General features: G+C 44.3%; 14 protein-coding genes. 9 read left to right on the top strand and 5 right to left on the bottom strand.

The window, feature by feature from the left end; translation table 11 throughout:
• The first annotated feature begins 7 nt into the window (after nt 1-7).
• The 9 genes from atpA (at nt 8) to C9J38_RS16665 (ending at nt 9967) form a co-directional block, all read left to right on the top strand.
• On the top strand, nt 8-1549 hold the full coding sequence (gene atpA / locus C9J38_RS16705) for a F0F1 ATP synthase subunit alpha (RefSeq protein ID WP_005372324.1): 1542 nt from the start codon (nt 8-10) through the stop codon (nt 1547-1549).
• A gap of 44 nt (nt 1550-1593) precedes the next feature.
• Nucleotides 1594-2460: a F0F1 ATP synthase subunit gamma gene (gene atpG, locus C9J38_RS16700; protein WP_005372328.1), complete on the top strand. Its 867-nt coding sequence runs from the start codon at nt 1594-1596 to the stop codon at nt 2458-2460.
• 32 nt (nt 2461-2492) lie between these two features.
• Nucleotides 2493-3899 (top strand): F0F1 ATP synthase subunit beta, encoded by a 1407-nt coding sequence (atpD, locus tag C9J38_RS16695; protein WP_107208084.1) that lies wholly within the window; start codon nt 2493-2495, stop codon nt 3897-3899.
• Between the two features lie 17 nt (nt 3900-3916).
• Complete coding sequence (locus C9J38_RS16690) at nt 3917-4339, top strand: F0F1 ATP synthase subunit epsilon (RefSeq protein WP_107208083.1); 423 nt, start codon at nt 3917-3919, stop codon at nt 4337-4339.
• Nucleotides 4340-4581: 242 nt separating this feature from the next.
• Complete coding sequence (gene glmU, locus C9J38_RS16685; RefSeq protein WP_107208082.1) at nt 4582-5940, top strand: bifunctional UDP-N-acetylglucosamine diphosphorylase/glucosamine-1-phosphate N-acetyltransferase GlmU; 1359 nt, start codon at nt 4582-4584, stop codon at nt 5938-5940.
• 215 nt (nt 5941-6155) lie between these two features.
• Entirely contained in the window at nt 6156-6926 is a 771-nt protein-coding gene (locus C9J38_RS16680) for a DeoR family transcriptional regulator (RefSeq protein WP_107208081.1), read from the top strand.
• A gap of 25 nt (nt 6927-6951) precedes the next feature.
• The gene (glmS, locus tag C9J38_RS16675) at nt 6952-8787 is read left to right on the top strand and encodes a glutamine--fructose-6-phosphate transaminase (isomerizing) (RefSeq protein ID WP_107208080.1); all 1836 of its coding nucleotides are present in this window, start codon (nt 6952-6954) and stop codon (nt 8785-8787) included.
• Nucleotides 8788-9028: 241 nt separating this feature from the next.
• Nucleotides 9029-9406, top strand: coding sequence for a helix-turn-helix transcriptional regulator (locus tag C9J38_RS16670; protein WP_107208079.1), 378 nt, complete (start codon nt 9029-9031; stop codon nt 9404-9406).
• 168 nt (nt 9407-9574) lie between these two features.
• A complete protein-coding gene (locus tag C9J38_RS16665) occupies nt 9575-9967 on the top strand; it encodes a helix-turn-helix transcriptional regulator (protein WP_107208078.1) in 393 nt (130 codons plus the stop codon).
• A 60-nt stretch (nt 9968-10027) separates the two neighbouring features.
• On the opposite strand, the gene ilvA is transcribed toward C9J38_RS16665, so the two are convergent.
• The 5 genes from ilvA to ilvG all read right to left on the bottom strand — a co-directional run bounded on the left by ilvA (nt 10028) and on the right by ilvG (nt 16356).
• Entirely contained in the window at nt 10028-11581 is a 1554-nt protein-coding gene (gene ilvA / locus C9J38_RS16660) for a threonine ammonia-lyase, biosynthetic (protein WP_107208077.1), read from the bottom strand.
• A gap of 5 nt (nt 11582-11586) precedes the next feature.
• Nucleotides 11587-13428, bottom strand: coding sequence for a dihydroxy-acid dehydratase (gene ilvD, locus C9J38_RS16655; protein ID WP_107208076.1), 1842 nt, complete (start codon nt 13426-13428; stop codon nt 11587-11589).
• 80 nt (nt 13429-13508) lie between these two features.
• Entirely contained in the window at nt 13509-14441 is a 933-nt protein-coding gene (gene ilvE / locus C9J38_RS16650; RefSeq protein ID WP_005372347.1) for a branched-chain-amino-acid transaminase, read from the bottom strand.
• Nucleotides 14442-14461: 20 nt separating this feature from the next.
• Nucleotides 14462-14710, bottom strand: a complete 249-nt coding sequence (gene ilvM, locus C9J38_RS16645; protein WP_005372349.1) for an acetolactate synthase 2 small subunit — start codon at nt 14708-14710, stop codon at nt 14462-14464.
• A complete protein-coding gene (gene ilvG / locus C9J38_RS16640) occupies nt 14710-16356 on the bottom strand; it encodes an acetolactate synthase 2 catalytic subunit (RefSeq protein WP_107208075.1) in 1647 nt (548 codons plus the stop codon). The genes ilvM and ilvG overlap by 1 nt, the downstream gene beginning before the upstream one ends.
• Nucleotides 16357-16447 lie beyond the last annotated feature (91 nt).

Raw genomic sequence — 16447 nt, 5'->3', positions numbered from 1 at the left:
TTGGAGCATGCAACTTAATTCCACGGAAATTAGCGCACTGATCAAACAACGTATTGAAAACTTCAACGTTGTAAGTGAAGCGCGTAACGAAGGTACTATCGTTTCTGTAAGCGACGGTATTATTCGTATCCATGGCCTTGCTGACGTAATGCAAGGTGAAATGATTGAACTACCAGGCGGACTATTCGCACTAGCACTTAACCTTGAGCGTGACTCGGTAGGTGCAGTTGTAATGGGCCCTTATGCTTCTCTACAGGAAGGCATGAAGGTAACCGGTACTGGTCGTATTCTTGAAGTACCTGTAGGTCCTGCGCTACTTGGTCGTGTTGTAAACACACTAGGTCAGCCTATCGATGGTAAAGGTCCAATTGAAACAGAGACATTCTCTCCTGTTGAAGTAATTGCACCGGGTGTAATCGATCGTAAATCTGTTGATCAACCAGTACAGACTGGTTACAAAGCAGTTGACTCAATGATCCCAATCGGCCGTGGTCAGCGTGAGCTTATCATCGGTGACCGTCAGACTGGTAAAACAGCGATGGCTATCGATGCCATCATCAACCAGAAAAATTCTGGTATCTACTCTGTGTATGTGGCTATTGGCCAGAAAGCTTCAACTATCGCTAACGTAGTTCGTAAGCTGGAAGAGCACGGCGCACTGGAAAACACTATCGTAGTTGTAGCATCAGCATCAGAAGCTGCTGCGCTACAATACCTAGCACCATACTCTGGTTGTGCGATGGGTGAATACTTCCGTGACCGCGGCGAAGATGCACTGATCGTATACGATGACCTGTCTAAGCAGGCTGTTGCTTACCGTCAAATCTCACTATTGCTTAAGCGTCCACCTGGTCGTGAAGCATTCCCTGGTGATGTTTTCTACCTTCACTCGCGTCTTCTAGAGCGTGCTTCTCGTGTAAGCGAGCACTACGTTGAGAAATTCACTAACGGTGAAGTGAAAGGTCAAACCGGATCGCTAACGGCACTACCGATTATCGAAACCCAAGCGGGTGACGTATCGGCATTCGTACCGACTAACGTTATCTCTATCACCGATGGTCAGATCTTCCTACAAACAGAGCTATTCAACGCTGGTATTCGTCCTGCTGTTGACCCAGGTATCTCTGTATCGCGTGTAGGTGGTGCTGCCCAAACCAAGATCATCAAGAAACTGTCGGGTGGTATTCGTACCGCACTTGCACAGTACCGTGAACTTGCAGCGTTTGCACAGTTCTCGTCTGACCTTGATGACGCCACTAAGAAACAGCTAGATCATGGTCAGAAAGTAACTGAACTGATGAAGCAAAAACAATACGCGCCAATGTCTGTATTTGAGCAAGCGGTTGTTATCTTTGCAGCTGAAAAAGGCTACTTGAATGATGTTGAGCTAACTAAGCTTGCTGATTTCGAAGCAGCGTTACTTTCTTACGCGAAAGGTCAGTTTGCTGAGCTTGTAGCTCAGATAGATGAAACGGGTGCTTACAACGATGAAATCGCTGCGCAGTTTGCAAAACTGCTAGAAGATTTCAAAGCGACCCAGACTTGGTAATTGGTTGGTGATCGCTTGCGATCACCTTCTAACGGAGAGTAACGATGGCCGGCGCAAAAGAGATTCGTAACAAGATCGGTAGTGTTAAAAACACGCAAAAGATCACTAAAGCGATGGAAATGGTGGCTGCTTCTAAAATGCGTAAAACGCAGGAAGCAATGGAGTCATCACGTCCATACGCACAAACTATGCGCAAAGTGATCGGTCATATCGCCCTTGGTAGCCTCGAGTATAAGCATCCTTATCTTGAAGAGCGTGAAGCCAAGCGCGTTGGTTACATCATTGTTTCAACTGACCGTGGTTTGTGTGGTGGCTTGAACATTAACTTGTTCAAAAAAGCGATCACCGATATTAAAACATGGTCAGATAAAGGTGCCGATGTTGATTTAGCGCTAATTGGAGCTAAAGCAACAGCATTCTTTAATAGCTACGGCGGTAACGTAGCAGCTCAAGTATCAGGCCTTGGTGACACGCCAAGTGTTGATGAGTTGATCGGTACTGTTGGCGTAATGCTGAAGAAATATGATGAAGGCCAACTGGATCGTCTGTATGTGGTTTACAACCAGTTTGTAAATACCATGGTACAGCAACCAGTGATTGATCAATTGTTGCCTTTGCCTAAGTCAGAAGACGAAGAAATGCAGCGCAACCATTCTTGGGATTATATTTATGAGCCCGAGCCTAAACCGCTACTAGATACCCTATTGGTTCGCTATGCCGAATCACAAGTGTACCAAGGTGTGGTTGAGAACCTTGCCAGTGAGCAAGCGGCACGAATGGTAGCGATGAAAGCTGCAACAGATAATGCAGGGGATCTGATTGATGAACTGCAACTTGTGTACAACAAAGCCCGTCAGGCTGCGATCACACAAGAACTGTCAGAAATCGTTTCTGGCGCATCTGCTGTTTAAGGCAAAGAATTAATAAGTTTAGAGGATTAACGATGGCTACAGGTAAGATCGTACAGATCATCGGTGCGGTAGTCGACGTAGAGTTTCCACAGGACTCTGTACCACAGGTATACGATGCCCTTCATGTTGATGCGAAAGAGAACGGTACACTAGTACTGGAAGTTCAGCAGCAACTTGGTGGTGGTGTTGTTCGTGGTATCGCTATGGGTACTTCTGATGGCTTACGTCGTGGTTTGTCTGTTGAAAACACAGGCCGCCCAATTGAAGTGCCAGTAGGTACAGCGACTTTAGGACGTATCATGAACGTTCTTGGTCAACCTATTGATGAGTGTGGTGAGATCGGTGAGCAAGAGCGTTACGCTATTCACCGTGAAGCACCAAGCTATGAAGATCAGTCAAACGTAACTGAACTCCTAGAAACAGGTGTTAAAGTTATCGACTTAATCTGTCCATTCGCTAAGGGTGGTAAGATCGGTCTGTTTGGTGGTGCGGGTGTTGGTAAGACCGTTAACATGATGGAACTTATCAACAACATCGCCCTAAAACACTCAGGTTTATCTGTGTTTGCAGGTGTTGGTGAGCGTACACGTGAAGGTAACGATTTCTACTTTGAAATGCAGGAAGCAGGTGTTGTTAACATCGAAAAGCCTGAAGAATCAAAAGTAGCAATGGTTTACGGTCAGATGAACGAGCCACCAGGTAACCGTCTACGTGTTGCATTGACTGGCCTTACTATGGCTGAGCGTTTCCGTGACGAAGGTCGTGACGTACTGTTATTTATCGATAACATCTACCGTTACACCCTTGCAGGTACTGAAGTATCAGCACTACTAGGTCGTATGCCATCTGCTGTAGGTTACCAGCCTACACTAGCAGAAGAGATGGGTGTACTTCAGGAGCGTATCACGTCAACGAAGTCTGGTTCTATCACGTCAGTTCAGGCGGTATACGTACCTGCCGATGACTTGACTGACCCATCACCAGCAACAACCTTTGCTCACTTAGATGCAACAGTTGTACTTTCGCGTCAGATCGCATCGCTAGGTCTATACCCTGCGATCGACCCATTGGATTCAACATCACGTATGCTTGATCCATTGGTTGTAGGTCAAGAGCACTACGACATTGCTCGTGGCGTTCAGAGCCTACTTCAACGTTATAAAGAGCTAAAAGACATCATCGCTATTCTTGGTATGGACGAGCTATCTGAAGAAGATAAGCAAGCTGTATCACGTGCACGTAAGATTGAACGTTTCCTAACTCAGCCTTACCACGTAGCAGAAGTCTTTACTGGTGACCCAGGTATCTACGTAACGTTGAAAGACACACTACGTAGCTTCAAAGGCTTATTAGCGGGTGAATACGACGATATCCCAGAGCAGGCATTTATGTACTGTGGTGCGATTGAAGACGTATTAGAAAACGCGAAGAAGCTGTAAGCTAATTAGGAGGCGACATGGCAGCGATAACTTTCCAGTTGGAAGTAGTCAGTGCTGAGAAACGTCTGTTCTCTGGTCGTGCTGAAAATATTCAAGTAACGGGTAGTGAAGGTGAGCTAGGTATTCATGCCGGTCACACGCCACTACTTACAGCTATTACCCCTGGCATGGTACGTATTACCAAGCAAGGTGGTGAGGAAGATGTAATCTATCTTTCTGGCGGTATGCTTGAAGTTCAGCCTTCTGCAGTGACGGTATTAGCTGATACAGCTATTCGTGGTATTGATTTAGACGCCGCGAAAGCAGAAGAAGCTAAGCGTCAAGCTGAGGAGCGCATCCATAATCAGCATGGCGATATTGACTTCGCACAGGCAGCCAGTGATTTAGCGAAAGCCATTGCTCAGCTTCGAGTAATTGAACTAACTAAACGCGCACGCTAGTCTGACGCTAAAGTAATATAAAAAGCGACCATTAAGGTCGCTTTTTTTATTGCTAAAAATCTTATTGATTGATGTTGTTTGGGGATATTTATTATTACAAAAATGATTTTCTATTAAGACTTTTGCGAGGTATAGCTGTTATTTCTTAGTGAGAATTAAACAATTACGCTTAAATCTAGTGAAACTTGACGGTACAATACCAATTAAATAACAAATTTATGCATCAAGAGGGACATCCCATCATGCGCTTTAGTGCTGTGATTTTAGCTGCGGGAAAAGGCACCCGTATGTATTCTAACTTGCCAAAAGTACTTCATACTTTAGCAGGAAAGCCGATGGTCAAACATGTAATTGATACATGTAATGATCTTGGTGCGAAAAATATTAATTTAGTTTATGGCCATGGTGGTGACACCATGCAACAAGTATTGGCTCAAGAATCAGTTAATTGGGTACTACAAGCTGAGCAATTAGGAACAGGACACGCGGTTAATCAAGCGACCCCGAACCTTGCTGATGATGAAAAAGCATTGATTTTATACGGTGATGTGCCACTAATTAGTGCACAAACGTTAGAAAACCTGCTGGATGCTCAGCCTGATGGTGGCATTGCCTTACTAACCGTTGTTCTTGATGATCCAAGTGGTTACGGTCGTATTGTGCGTCGTAATGGTCCCGTAGTTGCGATCGTAGAGCAAAAAGATGCCACTGAAGAGCAAAAGCTCATAAAAGAAATCAATACTGGTGTCATGGTGGCTAATGGCGGTGATCTTAAGCGTTGGTTAGCGGCGCTTAAAAATGATAATGCGCAAGGTGAATATTACCTAACCGATATTATTGAGATTGCCCATGATGAAGGTCGTGCCGTCGAAGCGGTACACCCTGTAAGCCCTATTGAGGTTGAAGGTGTAAATAACCGTATTCAACTTGCGCGCCTTGAGCGAGCTTTCCAAGCTCAACAAGCTGAGCGTTTATTAGAGCAAGGTGTGATGTTACTCGATCCTGCTCGTTTTGATTTACGTGGCGAATTACAATGCGGTACCGATGTTGAAATTGATGTTAACGTGGTGATTGAAGGCAGCGTTAGTATTGGTGATAACGTCGTGATTGGCGCCGGTTGTGTGCTTAAAGACTGTGAGATTGATGATAACTCAATTATCAGCCCATACAGTGTGATTGATGGTGCGACGGTAGGTGAAGCCTGTACGGTCGGTCCATTTGCTCGTTTACGTCCAGGTACGGAGCTTCAAGCTCAAGCGCATGTGGGTAATTTTGTTGAAATCAAGCAAACGCGTTTAGGTGAAGGCTCTAAAGCGGGTCATTTAACTTACCTTGGTGATGCTGAGATTGGTGCTAACGTCAATATCGGTGCAGGTACTATTACTTGTAACTACGATGGCGCGAACAAATTTAAAACTGAAATTGGCGATGATGTATTTGTTGGCTCTGATACTCAACTTATCGCCCCAGTTAAAGTTGCAAGCGGTGCAACCATTGGTGCCGGTGCAACGATTAATCGTAATATTGGAGAAGGTGAGTTAGTGATCACTCGCGCACCCGCACGAACGATTCAAGGCTGGAAACGCCCAACCAAGAAGTAATTTTCAATTACGTTATCATTTTTAAAGCAGGAGTTTCTCCTGCTTTTTTATTGTCTATCTCCAACCCCCGCCCCTATATTCCTCTAGCTTTTCCATTCCAGTAGTTATTTCGAGAGAAAAATTATACCGAATCTGCATATTTGTTATTGATCGATTAATTTTTAAAACGCTATACTAAGTTTCAAACTGAAACTTAATCTATCATTTCAAAACTTATGTCTAAACGTAATACGCAACAACGTCGCCATGCTATTGCAGCTATGGTTGGTATTGAAGGTGAAGTTAGTGTGGATACACTTGCTAGTCACTTCTCGACCTCTGAGGTCACAATTCGTAAAGATCTCGCGGCATTAGAAAGTTCTGGCTTATTGCTACGCCGATACGGTGGCGCCATTGCTATGCCGAGTGAAATAGTTGCAACTGGCTTAGAAGAAAAAGTTTCAGAACGAAAGTCAGCGATTGCGATTGCTGCCGCTGATCTGATCCGAGATCACAATCGCATTATCGTTGATTGTGGTAGTACAACAGCAGCATTAATTAACCTACTAAGCACTAAACAAGGCTTAGTGGTAATGACTAATTCTTTGCAAGTCGCGAATGCACTAAATGCACTTGAAGATGAACCGACCTTATTGATGACAGGCGGTACATGGGATCCGCATTCGGAATCATTTCAAGGCAAAGTTGCAGAATCCGTATTGCGTTCATACGATTTTGATCAGCTATTTATTGGTGCTGATGGCATTGATATCACGCGTGGCACAACCACCTTTAATGAGCTGACGGGGCTAAGTCGAGTGATGGCGGAAGTTTCTCGCGAAGTGGTGGTAATGATTGAGTCTTGTAAGGTCGGACGAAAAATTCCGAATTTAGAGTTAACGTGGCAAGGGATCGATACTTTAATTACCGATGATGGCATGAGTGATGCTGATACTGTTGCGATAGAACAACAGGGTGTGCGCGTGATTCGTGCCTATAGTGAATAATAACAAGTTATAAAGGATAGCAGTTATGTGTGGGATTGTAGGTGCGGTAGCACAACGTGATGTAGCAGAGATCTTAGTAGAAGGCTTACGTCGATTAGAATATCGCGGGTATGACTCAGCAGGTCTTGCCGTTGTTGATGAACAATTTAAATTACAACGCTTACGACGTATGGGGAAAGTTCAAGCCTTAGCTGAGGCGGTTAATGAAACGCAAGTTATTGGTGGAACGGGGATCGCGCATACACGTTGGGCAACACATGGCGAACCCTCAGAAGCTAACGCCCACCCTCATGTCTCTGGTGAGCATATAGCGATTGTTCATAATGGGATTATTGAGAATCACCAAGCATTGCGTGATCTATTACAACAACGAGGTTATGTGTTTCATTCTCAAACCGATACTGAAGTAATTGCACATTTAGTTGAGTGGGAACTGCGAACTGCCGATTCTTTATTAGCCGCTGTGAAGCAAGCTGTTGCTCAACTAGAAGGCGCTTATGGTACCGTAGTGATGGATAGTCGCGATCCGGAACGTTTGGTTGTTGCGCGCTCTGGTAGCCCGTTGGTGATCGGATTAGGTGTAGGTGAAAACTTTATTGCGTCTGATCAATTGGCTTTGCTGAATGTGACTCGTCGCTTTATGTTTTTAGAAGAAGGTGATGTTGCCGAAGTCACCCGTCGTGATATTCGAGTTTATAATCAACAAGATGAGTTGGTTGAACGTGAAGTCACCGAATCTCATATTCAACATGATGATACGGATAAAGGTCATTATCGTCACTATATGCAAAAAGAGATCTTTGAGCAGCCAAGCGCTCTGATCAATACCATGGAAGGCAGGATCCGCAACAATCGCGTGATCTTGGAAAGTTTTGGTAATGAAGCGAAAACGATCTTTGATCATGTTGAGCATATTCAAATTATTGCTTGTGGTACCTCCTATAACGCGGGCATGGTGGCACGTTACTGGTTTGAATCTATTGCAGGAATTAGCTGTGATGTTGAAATTGCCTCTGAATTTCGCTACCGCAAATTTGTTACCCGTCCAAATAGCTTACTGATCACCCTTTCTCAATCAGGTGAAACAGCAGATACCTTAGCGGCACTGCGTTTAGCAAAAGAAAAAGGCTATATGGCTGCGATGACAATTTGTAATGTTGCAGGCTCATCTTTGGTACGTGAATCTGATTTAGCTTTTATGACCCGCGCGGGGGCTGAAATTGGGGTCGCATCAACTAAAGCGTTTACTACGCAGTTAGTCGCATTATTAATGCTTGTAACTGCATTAGGTAAGCAGCAAGGTACGATTGATAATGAGCAAGAAGAAAAAATCGTTCATTCACTACAGCAATTACCAAGCTTTATTGAGAAAGCATTAACGCTTGATAAGTCGATTGAGCTATTGGCTGAAGAATTCAGCGATAAACAACATGCATTATTTTTAGGTCGTGGTGAGTTCTACCCGATTGCTGTTGAAGCTTCACTTAAATTAAAAGAGATCTCGTACATTCATGCAGAGGCTTATGCGGCTGGTGAATTAAAGCATGGCCCACTTGCGTTAGTTGATGCTGAGATGCCTGTTATCGTGGTGGCACCTACCAATGATTTATTAGAAAAGCTCAAATCTAATATTGAAGAAGTACGTGCTCGCGGTGGCTTACTGTATGTGTTTGCCGATAGTGAAGCTGGATTTGAAGAGACCAGCGGCATGAAAATCATGACCATGCCCAGTGTGGATGAAATCATCGCACCGATTTTTTATACCATTCCGATGCAGTTGTTGTCGTATCACGTGGCTTTAATTAAAGGTACTGATGTTGATCAGCCTCGTAATTTAGCCAAAGCGGTGACTGTTGAGTAATGTCAAATGAGAAAAGGCGCAACTTGCGTCTTTTTTATCGGTACTCTTGATAACGTTTACCGTGTTGCGAAATAAAAAAATGCCTGATTATCCATACGATGTGCGATTCAAATTAAGAATAAAAGTCTGCTTTGATTTTATCTTATTGAATATTAAGAATTAAAAAAAATGAAAAATTGGCTCATCATCTGCACTGCAACAAATAGTGAAGCGTTCTTCACTATCTGATTGGAGAAGGTGTATGACAGAGCCAAAGACAAAGATTGCCGCTAGGATCAAGGAGGCTCGTGAATGGAAAGGATTAACCCAAGTACATATGGCCCAGCAGTTGAAAGTCGCTCGCCAAACGTATCTTGATCTAGAGACCGGAAAAACAGAGCCTAAAGTACGATTATTGTCTGAGATCTCGGAGATCACTGAGAGGCCATTAACTTGGTTTGTTTATGGTGATGAAGGGATTGAAATTTTAGAAAGTGAGTATAAGGAAGAAATTGATCGCTTATTGCAATTTTTTAGTCACTTGCCACATTCTGCTCGCCACGTTATTTTGCAGCAATGTATCAACTTAGCGAGTTTTATGGCGGAATACACCCGTGCTTTAACACATAAAAATAAGTAGCGAATAACGATCTTCCTTGGTGCCTACTTAATTGTTCATTTCGATCTTTTTATTGTCTATCTTTGATGACAGTGAATATGGCGTATCACATTTTTGTACTAGCACCCATAGACATCTATTTTAGCGAAGAATAGTTTAAACAAAGTTTATGGGTTTAGTGCGGTATAAATGTCGATGATGAGTGAATATAGTGTTGAGCGTGAGATTAATAACGCAATAACAGAAATAGCGCATATTGCACAAAAGATTCGAGAAGCGAGAGAATGGAAAGGGGTCACTCAAGTGAGTATGGCTAAGCAGCTAGGTGTTGCTCGTCAAACTTACCTTGATGTAGAGTCGGGGAAAACAGAGCCTCGAATATTAATGCTAATGAATATAGCAAAGATAACAGGGCGTCCTTTGCATTGGTTTATTTCAGACGACAGTACACCTGAATATGGTGATATCAATCGATTATCGGTTATGTATGCGCAGGTACCTTCTCCTTTACGCCAAAAAATGATCGAACAAAATATTAATTTGATTTCCTGTTGCCTTGAATATGTTTCAAACAGTCGTTAATCATGTTGATTGTTATAAAAAAAGCAGCGATTACGCTGCTTTTTTGTTAGGGACTATTCATTACTGAGCAAGAAAAAACTTATAGGCTGGATTTTCTGTTTCGTCTTTCCATTGATAGCCCAATTCGCGTAAGTGGCTAGTAAATGACAGCAAATCTTTGTCTTCAAGTTCAAAGCCACATAAAACACGACCATAATCTGCCCCATGATTACGATAATTAAATAAGCTAATATTCCAATGACAACCAAGGGTATTTAAAAAGCGAATAAGTGCACCTGGGTATTCAGGGAACTCAAAGCTATATAAACGTTCTTTAAGCGGTTTTGATGGTCTACCCCCAATCATATAACGAACATGGACTTTCGCCATTTCGTCATCAGATAAATCGACCACCGGATATCCGCCTTTTCGCAGATCTTTAATGATGCCATCAAGTTCTTCTTGGCCTTGCATTAAACGCACACCGACAAAAACATTGGCCAGCGCATCATCGTTATAACGGTAGTTAAATTCGGTTACCGCCCGCCCCCCAATCAAATGGCAGAAATCAAGAAAAGCCCCCGGACGTTCAGGGATCGTAACGGCTAATAACCCTTCACGTTTTTCACCTAACTCACAACGTTCTGAAACATAGCGTAGACCATGAAAATTCAAGTTTGCGCCTGATAAAATCGCAGCAAGTTGCTGATCGCGGATTTGATGCAGCTCGACGTATTTTTTTAGCCCAGCAAGAGAAAGTGCCCCCGAAGGTTCAGCAATCGCGCGGGTATCTTCAAAGATATCTTTAACCGCCGAGCAAATTTCATCACTGCTGACCGTGATAACATCATCAAGGTATTGCTGACATAAACGGAAGGTTTCACTACCAATACGTTTCACAGCTACACCATCAGCAAACATGCCGACTTGATCTAATGTGACTGGTTGGCCTGCATCAAGCGCTGCTTTTAAACAGGCAGAATCTTCAGCCTCAACCCCAACCACTTTAATTTCAGGTAGTAGCTGTTTGAGTAAAACGGCAACGCCTGCCGCCAAACCACCGCCACCAACCGGTACAAAAACACAATCAAGATGACCATTTTGTTGCACCAACTCAATACCAATTGTGCCTTGTCCTGCGATCACCGATGGGTGATCGAAAGGAGGAATAAAGGTATAGCCGTGTTGTTGCGCTAATTGTTCGGCATAGCCCTTAGCTTCATCAAAATTACTGCCATGCAGCACGACAATACCACCAAAACTACGTACCGCATCCACCTTGATATCAGGTGTCGTACGTGGCATCACAATCGTGGCTTTAACCCCGAGTTGCTGGCTTGATAAAGCAAGACCTTGTGCATGATTACCGGCAGAGGCTGCAATCACTCCTGCCGCTTTTTGCGGTTCAGTCAGCTGCGACATCATGTTATAAGCGCCACGTAACTTAAATGAGTGAACCGGCTGGCGATCTTCTCGTTTTAGTTGGATCTGATTTGCAATCCTTGCGCTCAGACGAGACATATTTTGCAATGGGGTGACTTGTGCCACCTCATATACTGGCGCTCGAAGGATATTGCGAAGATAGTCGGCTCCGCTAAGTAGCACTTCATCCGTGGCCTGTTTCACTTCGCTCATGATGATTATCCTTCTAGTTTAGACTTATCGCGCACTGCGCCTTTATCTGCACTGGTGGCGAGGTTGGCATAGGCTTTTAGGGCAAAAGAAACCTGACGTTCACGATCGACAGGCTTCCAACCGCGTTGGTTCGTTGCTTCACGACGTGCCGCGAGGGTTGCATCATCGACATTGAGCTCAATGCTACGGTTTGGAATATCAATGGCGATAATGTCGCCATTTTCGATCAGGCCAATCGTGCCACCGTTTGCTGCTTCAGGCGAAACGTGACCAATAGATAGGCCACTGGTACCGCCAGAGAATCGACCGTCAGTGATCAACGCACATTCTTTGCCTAGACCCATAGATTTAAGGTAAGTGGTCGGGTACAACATTTCTTGCATACCAGGGCCACCTTTAGGTCCTTCATAACGAATAACCACGACATCGCCTGCTTTCACTTTTCCTGCAAGAATTGCTTCAACAGCGGTATCTTGGCTTTCAAACACAACGGCAGGACCTGTAAAGGTTAAGCAACTTTCATCAACGCCTGCGGTTTTAACAATACAGCCATCAAGTGCCATATTGCCTGACAGTACAGCAAGACCGCCATCTTGGCTAAAGGCAAACTCTTTACTACGAATACAGCCATTTTCTCGATCATCGTCAAGCGTTTCCCAACGGCAATCTTGCGAGAATGCTTGCGTGGTACGGATACCTGCAGGACCTGCGCGGAAGAACGTTTTAATTTCTTCTGAATCCGTTACTTTAATATCGTAGTGTTTGAAGCTTTCGGCAAAGGTTTCACCCAGAATATTGTGACAATCGTTATGGAAGAGACCTGCGCGATCCAGTTCACCTAAAATACTGTAAACGCCACCTGCTCGGTGAACATCTTCCATATGATATTTCGGTGTTGATGGTGCAACTTTACAGAGGTGTGGAACAATACGAGACATGCGATCAATATCGGTCATGGTGAAATCAATTTCACCTTCTTGCGCTGCGGCTAAAAGGTGTAAAACGGTATTAGTTGATCCCCCCATTGCAATATCTAATGCCATCGCATTTTCGAAGGCTTTTTTATTGGCAATGTTACGTGGCAATGCGGTTTCATCGTCTTGCTCATAGTAACGCTTAGTTAGACCAACAATACGCTTACCCGCGTTAATAAATAGCTGCTCGCGATCTGCGTGTGTTGCGAGCATTGAACCGTTACCCGGCTGGCTTAAACCTAATGCTTCGGTTAAACAGTTCATTGAGTTCGCCGTGAACATACCAGAGCACGAACCACAGGTAGGACAGGCGGAACGTTCGATCTGCTCACTTTGTTCATCTGATACTTTAGGATCGGCACCTTGGATCATTGCATCAACCAAATCGAGCTTGATCACTTGCTCTGAAAGCTTGGTTTTACCGGCTTCCATTGGTCCGCCAGAAACAAAAATAACCGGAATATTTAAGCGAAGTGATGCCATTAACATTCCAGGGGTGATTTTGTCACAGTTTGAGATACATACCATCGCATCGGCACAGTGGGCATTCACCATGTACTCAACAGAATCTGAAATAAGCTCACGTGATGGGAGTGAATACAGCATACCGCCATGCCCCATCGCAATACCGTCATCAACAGCAATGGTATTAAACTCTTTGGCAATACCGCCCGCTTCTTCTATTTGCTTTGCGACTAATTGACCGAGATCCTTTAAGTGGACGTGACCGGGAACAAATTGGGTAAACGAGTTCACAACGGCAATAATCGGCTTACCGAAATCTTCATCTTTGACGCCAGTGGCACGCCAAAGCGCACGAGCACCAGCCATATTTCGGCCATGGGTTGTGGTTGCAGAACGGTATTTAGGCATAACAGAAAATCCTTTTTGAGCACTGTCGCTAATGCATTAGCGACAGTTTTGATATGTATTGGTTGGGTTGTGAAGGGCAATTACTTTTGTGGATAAACGTAATCTAACCAGCCCCATTTATCTTCTGTTTCACCATTGAACAGACCGAAGTAAGCGGCTTGCAGCTCCTTGGTGATAGGGCCTCGTTTACCTTCACCGACGGTAATTTGATCCACACTGCGTACCGGTACGATTTCAGCTGCTGTCCCTGTCATGAAGATTTCATCGGCAAGGTAAAGTGCTTCACGAGCAATGTTTTCTTCACGTACTTCGTAACCCCGTTCTTTAGCTAGGATCATAATCGTGTCACGGGTGATGCCGGGTAAAATTGCGCTAGTTGTTGGTGGTGTTGAAAGAACGCCGTTACGAATGACAAAGATATTTTCACCAGCGCCTTCTGATAGATAACCATCAACACTTAATGCGATCCCTTCTGCGTAACCATGGCGACGTGCTTCGCTACCAACCAGTAGTGATGATAGGTAGTTACCGCCTGCTTTTGCAGCCGTTGGAATAGTATTTGGCGCGGCACGATTCCAGCTAGAAATCATCGCATCAACGCCATTTTCCAGTGCTTCTTCACCTAAGTAAGAGCCCCAAGGGAAAGCGGCAACAATCAAATCCATTTTTGTATCAACGGGAGGACAAACCCCTAGGCCAACATTCCCCACATAACCCAATGGGCGAATGTAAGCAGAATCGAGTTTATTGACTCGGATCGTTTCACGGCAAATTTCCATTAGCTCATCGCAGCTGTATGGGATCGGGAAGCGATAAATTTTTGCCGAATTTTTTAGCCGTACCATGTGTTCTTCATGACGAAAAACGGCTGGTCCTTTTGGCGTGTTGTAGCAACGGATCCCTTCAAATACTGAAGTACCATAGTGCATTGCGTGAGTTAAAACGTGAACATTAGCATCAGCCCAAGGCACTATTTCACCGTTAAACCAAATGTAATCTGCTGTATTTGCCATGTTGAATTCCTTTCTAAAATTTAATCCAGTAACTGCAGGGGGGAAGTTTCTACACTGATGATGTCCCACAGTTTTTCAATTTGGTTGATAAGCGTCGATATAGGACGAGTACTATCGACGATAATTTCGATTCTGGCTATCTTGCTGTGATGATTTTGTGTTGCATCGACTTTTTTTATGATGAAGCCACGATGGCGGATCACACGTAAAATTCGTTCAAGTAACACTGGCTTATCATTAGCGGTAATGTTGAGTAAATATCTTTCCATTAGGTGTTCTCCAGCATATCTTGGTTTGCAGCACCCGGTGGAACCAGTGGCCATACATTTTGTTCTTCATCAATTAGCACATGCAGTAAGTAAGCGGTTTTACTGGCGAGCATTTCTTCCAGTGCAGGAGCCACTTCTTCTTTGCGAGTAATGGTTTTTCCCGGAATATCAAACGCTTTAGCTAACATCACAAAATCAGGGTTATCATCTAGGATGGTTTCACTGTGGCGACCATCAAAAAACAGCGATTGCCATTGACGTACCATACCTAAGCGCTGGTTATTGATAAGTACCATTTTGACGGGAATACTGCGGCGCTTTAAGGTTCCCAATTCTTGTACATTCATCATAAACGAGCCATCACCAGAGATCAGAATAGATTGATCATCAGGACGGGCAACACTGGCTCCCATTGCCGCAGGTAAACCAAAACCCATGGTGCCAAGACCGGCTGATGTAATGTAGTTTTGTGGCGCACGAGGTTGAATATGCTGTGCAGCCCACATTTGGTGCTGACCAACATCGGTCGATACCATGCTGCTATCAGGCATCATATCTGACAATTGCTTAAGCAGTAATGGCGCGTAAATCAGCTCGCCAGGATGGTCATAGCGCCATTTACCTATTTTACGAATATGTTCACTGTGAGTGAGCCAACGGCTGATATCTTGGCTCAGCTCTAACTGAGGCAAAATAGTATTAATATCGCCACGTAATGGCGCATCAGCATGACGTAATTTACTAAATTCAGCGGCATCAATATCAATATGAATTACTTTTGCGTGTGGCGCAAAGGTATCCAATTTTCCGGTTACGCGATCATCAAATCGGGCGCCAACCACAATTAATAAATCCGCTTCCTGTACCACTAGGTTGGCTGCTTTTGTGCCGTGCATACCAAGCATGCCAAGGTAATGGGGATCATGGCGTTCAATAGACCCTAAGCCTTTTAAAGTACTGACCGAAGGCATTGGATTAAGGTTTAAAAATTGACGTAACGTATCGGTTGCATGGGCAATTTGCACCCCTCCACCGACATACATTACGGGACGATGACTTTGATCTAATAATTGTTGAGCTGCAGTGATAGCTTCACTATTAACCGTTGGAACCGCTGGTGGTTCAATTGGGGGGAGTAATTCGGTTGGCGCTTGTGCAAGCTGTACATCTTTGGCTATATCGACAATAACAGGGCCCGGACGACCAGCTTTAGCGACTACGAATGCTTCAGCAAGGGTTGGTGCAAGTTCATTGATATCGGTGACCAGATAGCTGTGTTTGGTACATGATAAAGACATCCCAATCACATCCATTTCTTGGAAGGCATCGGTTCCAATATGGGTGCTGGCAACTTGTCCAGTAATCGCAACTAGGGGGACTGAATCCATAAAGGCGTCAGCAAGTCCAGTGACGAGGTTTGTGGCACCTGGACCTGATGTTGCCATACAGACAGCGACATCTTGGGTGGATCGGGCCATACCAATAGCAGCCATTGCTGCTCCTTGTTCGTGACGGCAGAGGATATGCTCTACTCCACCATCATATAACGCGTCATAAATTGGCATGATGGCACCGCCTGGGTAACCAAATACGGTTTTGATACCCTGCTGATGCAGCGCTTTTACGACTAATTCTGCCCCTGTCATCGCAGCTCCTTGCTTGCTTTGCGAGATCTATTTGAGATGATAACGATTACTCAAATCCATTTGTTGAAAAAAGCCCCCGAACTTCTCAGTG

This window comes from Photobacterium sp. GB-210 (genome assembly GCF_003026075.1).
Lineage (GTDB): Bacteria > Pseudomonadota > Gammaproteobacteria > Enterobacterales > Vibrionaceae > Photobacterium.
The sequence above is the reverse complement of the archived record's forward strand: the minus strand, read 5'-3'. Positions and strand labels throughout refer to the sequence as shown.

Bases quoted from the DNA above. Each gene is read 5' to 3' on its own strand.
- atpA (WP_005372324.1), top strand. From the start codon at position 8: ATGCAACTTAATTCCACGGAAATTAGCGCACTGATCAAACAACGTATT.
- atpG (WP_005372328.1), top strand. From the start codon at position 1,594: ATGGCCGGCGCAAAAGAGATTCGTAACAAGATCGGTAGTGTTAAAAAC.
- atpD (WP_107208084.1), top strand. From the start codon at position 2,493: ATGGCTACAGGTAAGATCGTACAGATCATCGGTGCGGTAGTCGACGTA.
- C9J38_RS16690 (WP_107208083.1), top strand. From the start codon at position 3,917: ATGGCAGCGATAACTTTCCAGTTGGAAGTAGTCAGTGCTGAGAAACGT.
- glmU (WP_107208082.1), top strand. From the start codon at position 4,582: ATGCGCTTTAGTGCTGTGATTTTAGCTGCGGGAAAAGGCACCCGTATG.
- C9J38_RS16680 (WP_107208081.1), top strand. From the start codon at position 6,156: ATGTCTAAACGTAATACGCAACAACGTCGCCATGCTATTGCAGCTATG.
- glmS (WP_107208080.1), top strand. From the start codon at position 6,952: ATGTGTGGGATTGTAGGTGCGGTAGCACAACGTGATGTAGCAGAGATC.
- C9J38_RS16670 (WP_107208079.1), top strand. From the start codon at position 9,029: ATGACAGAGCCAAAGACAAAGATTGCCGCTAGGATCAAGGAGGCTCGT.
- C9J38_RS16665 (WP_107208078.1), top strand. From the start codon at position 9,575: ATGTCGATGATGAGTGAATATAGTGTTGAGCGTGAGATTAATAACGCA.
- ilvA (WP_107208077.1), bottom strand. From the start codon at position 11,581: ATGAGCGAAGTGAAACAGGCCACGGATGAAGTGCTACTTAGCGGAGCC.
- ilvD (WP_107208076.1), bottom strand. From the start codon at position 13,428: ATGCCTAAATACCGTTCTGCAACCACAACCCATGGCCGAAATATGGCT.
- ilvE (WP_005372347.1), bottom strand. From the start codon at position 14,441: ATGGCAAATACAGCAGATTACATTTGGTTTAACGGTGAAATAGTGCCT.
- ilvM (WP_005372349.1), bottom strand. From the start codon at position 14,710: ATGGAAAGATATTTACTCAACATTACCGCTAATGATAAGCCAGTGTTA.
- ilvG (WP_107208075.1), bottom strand. From the start codon at position 16,356: ATGACAGGGGCAGAATTAGTCGTAAAAGCGCTGCATCAGCAGGGTATC.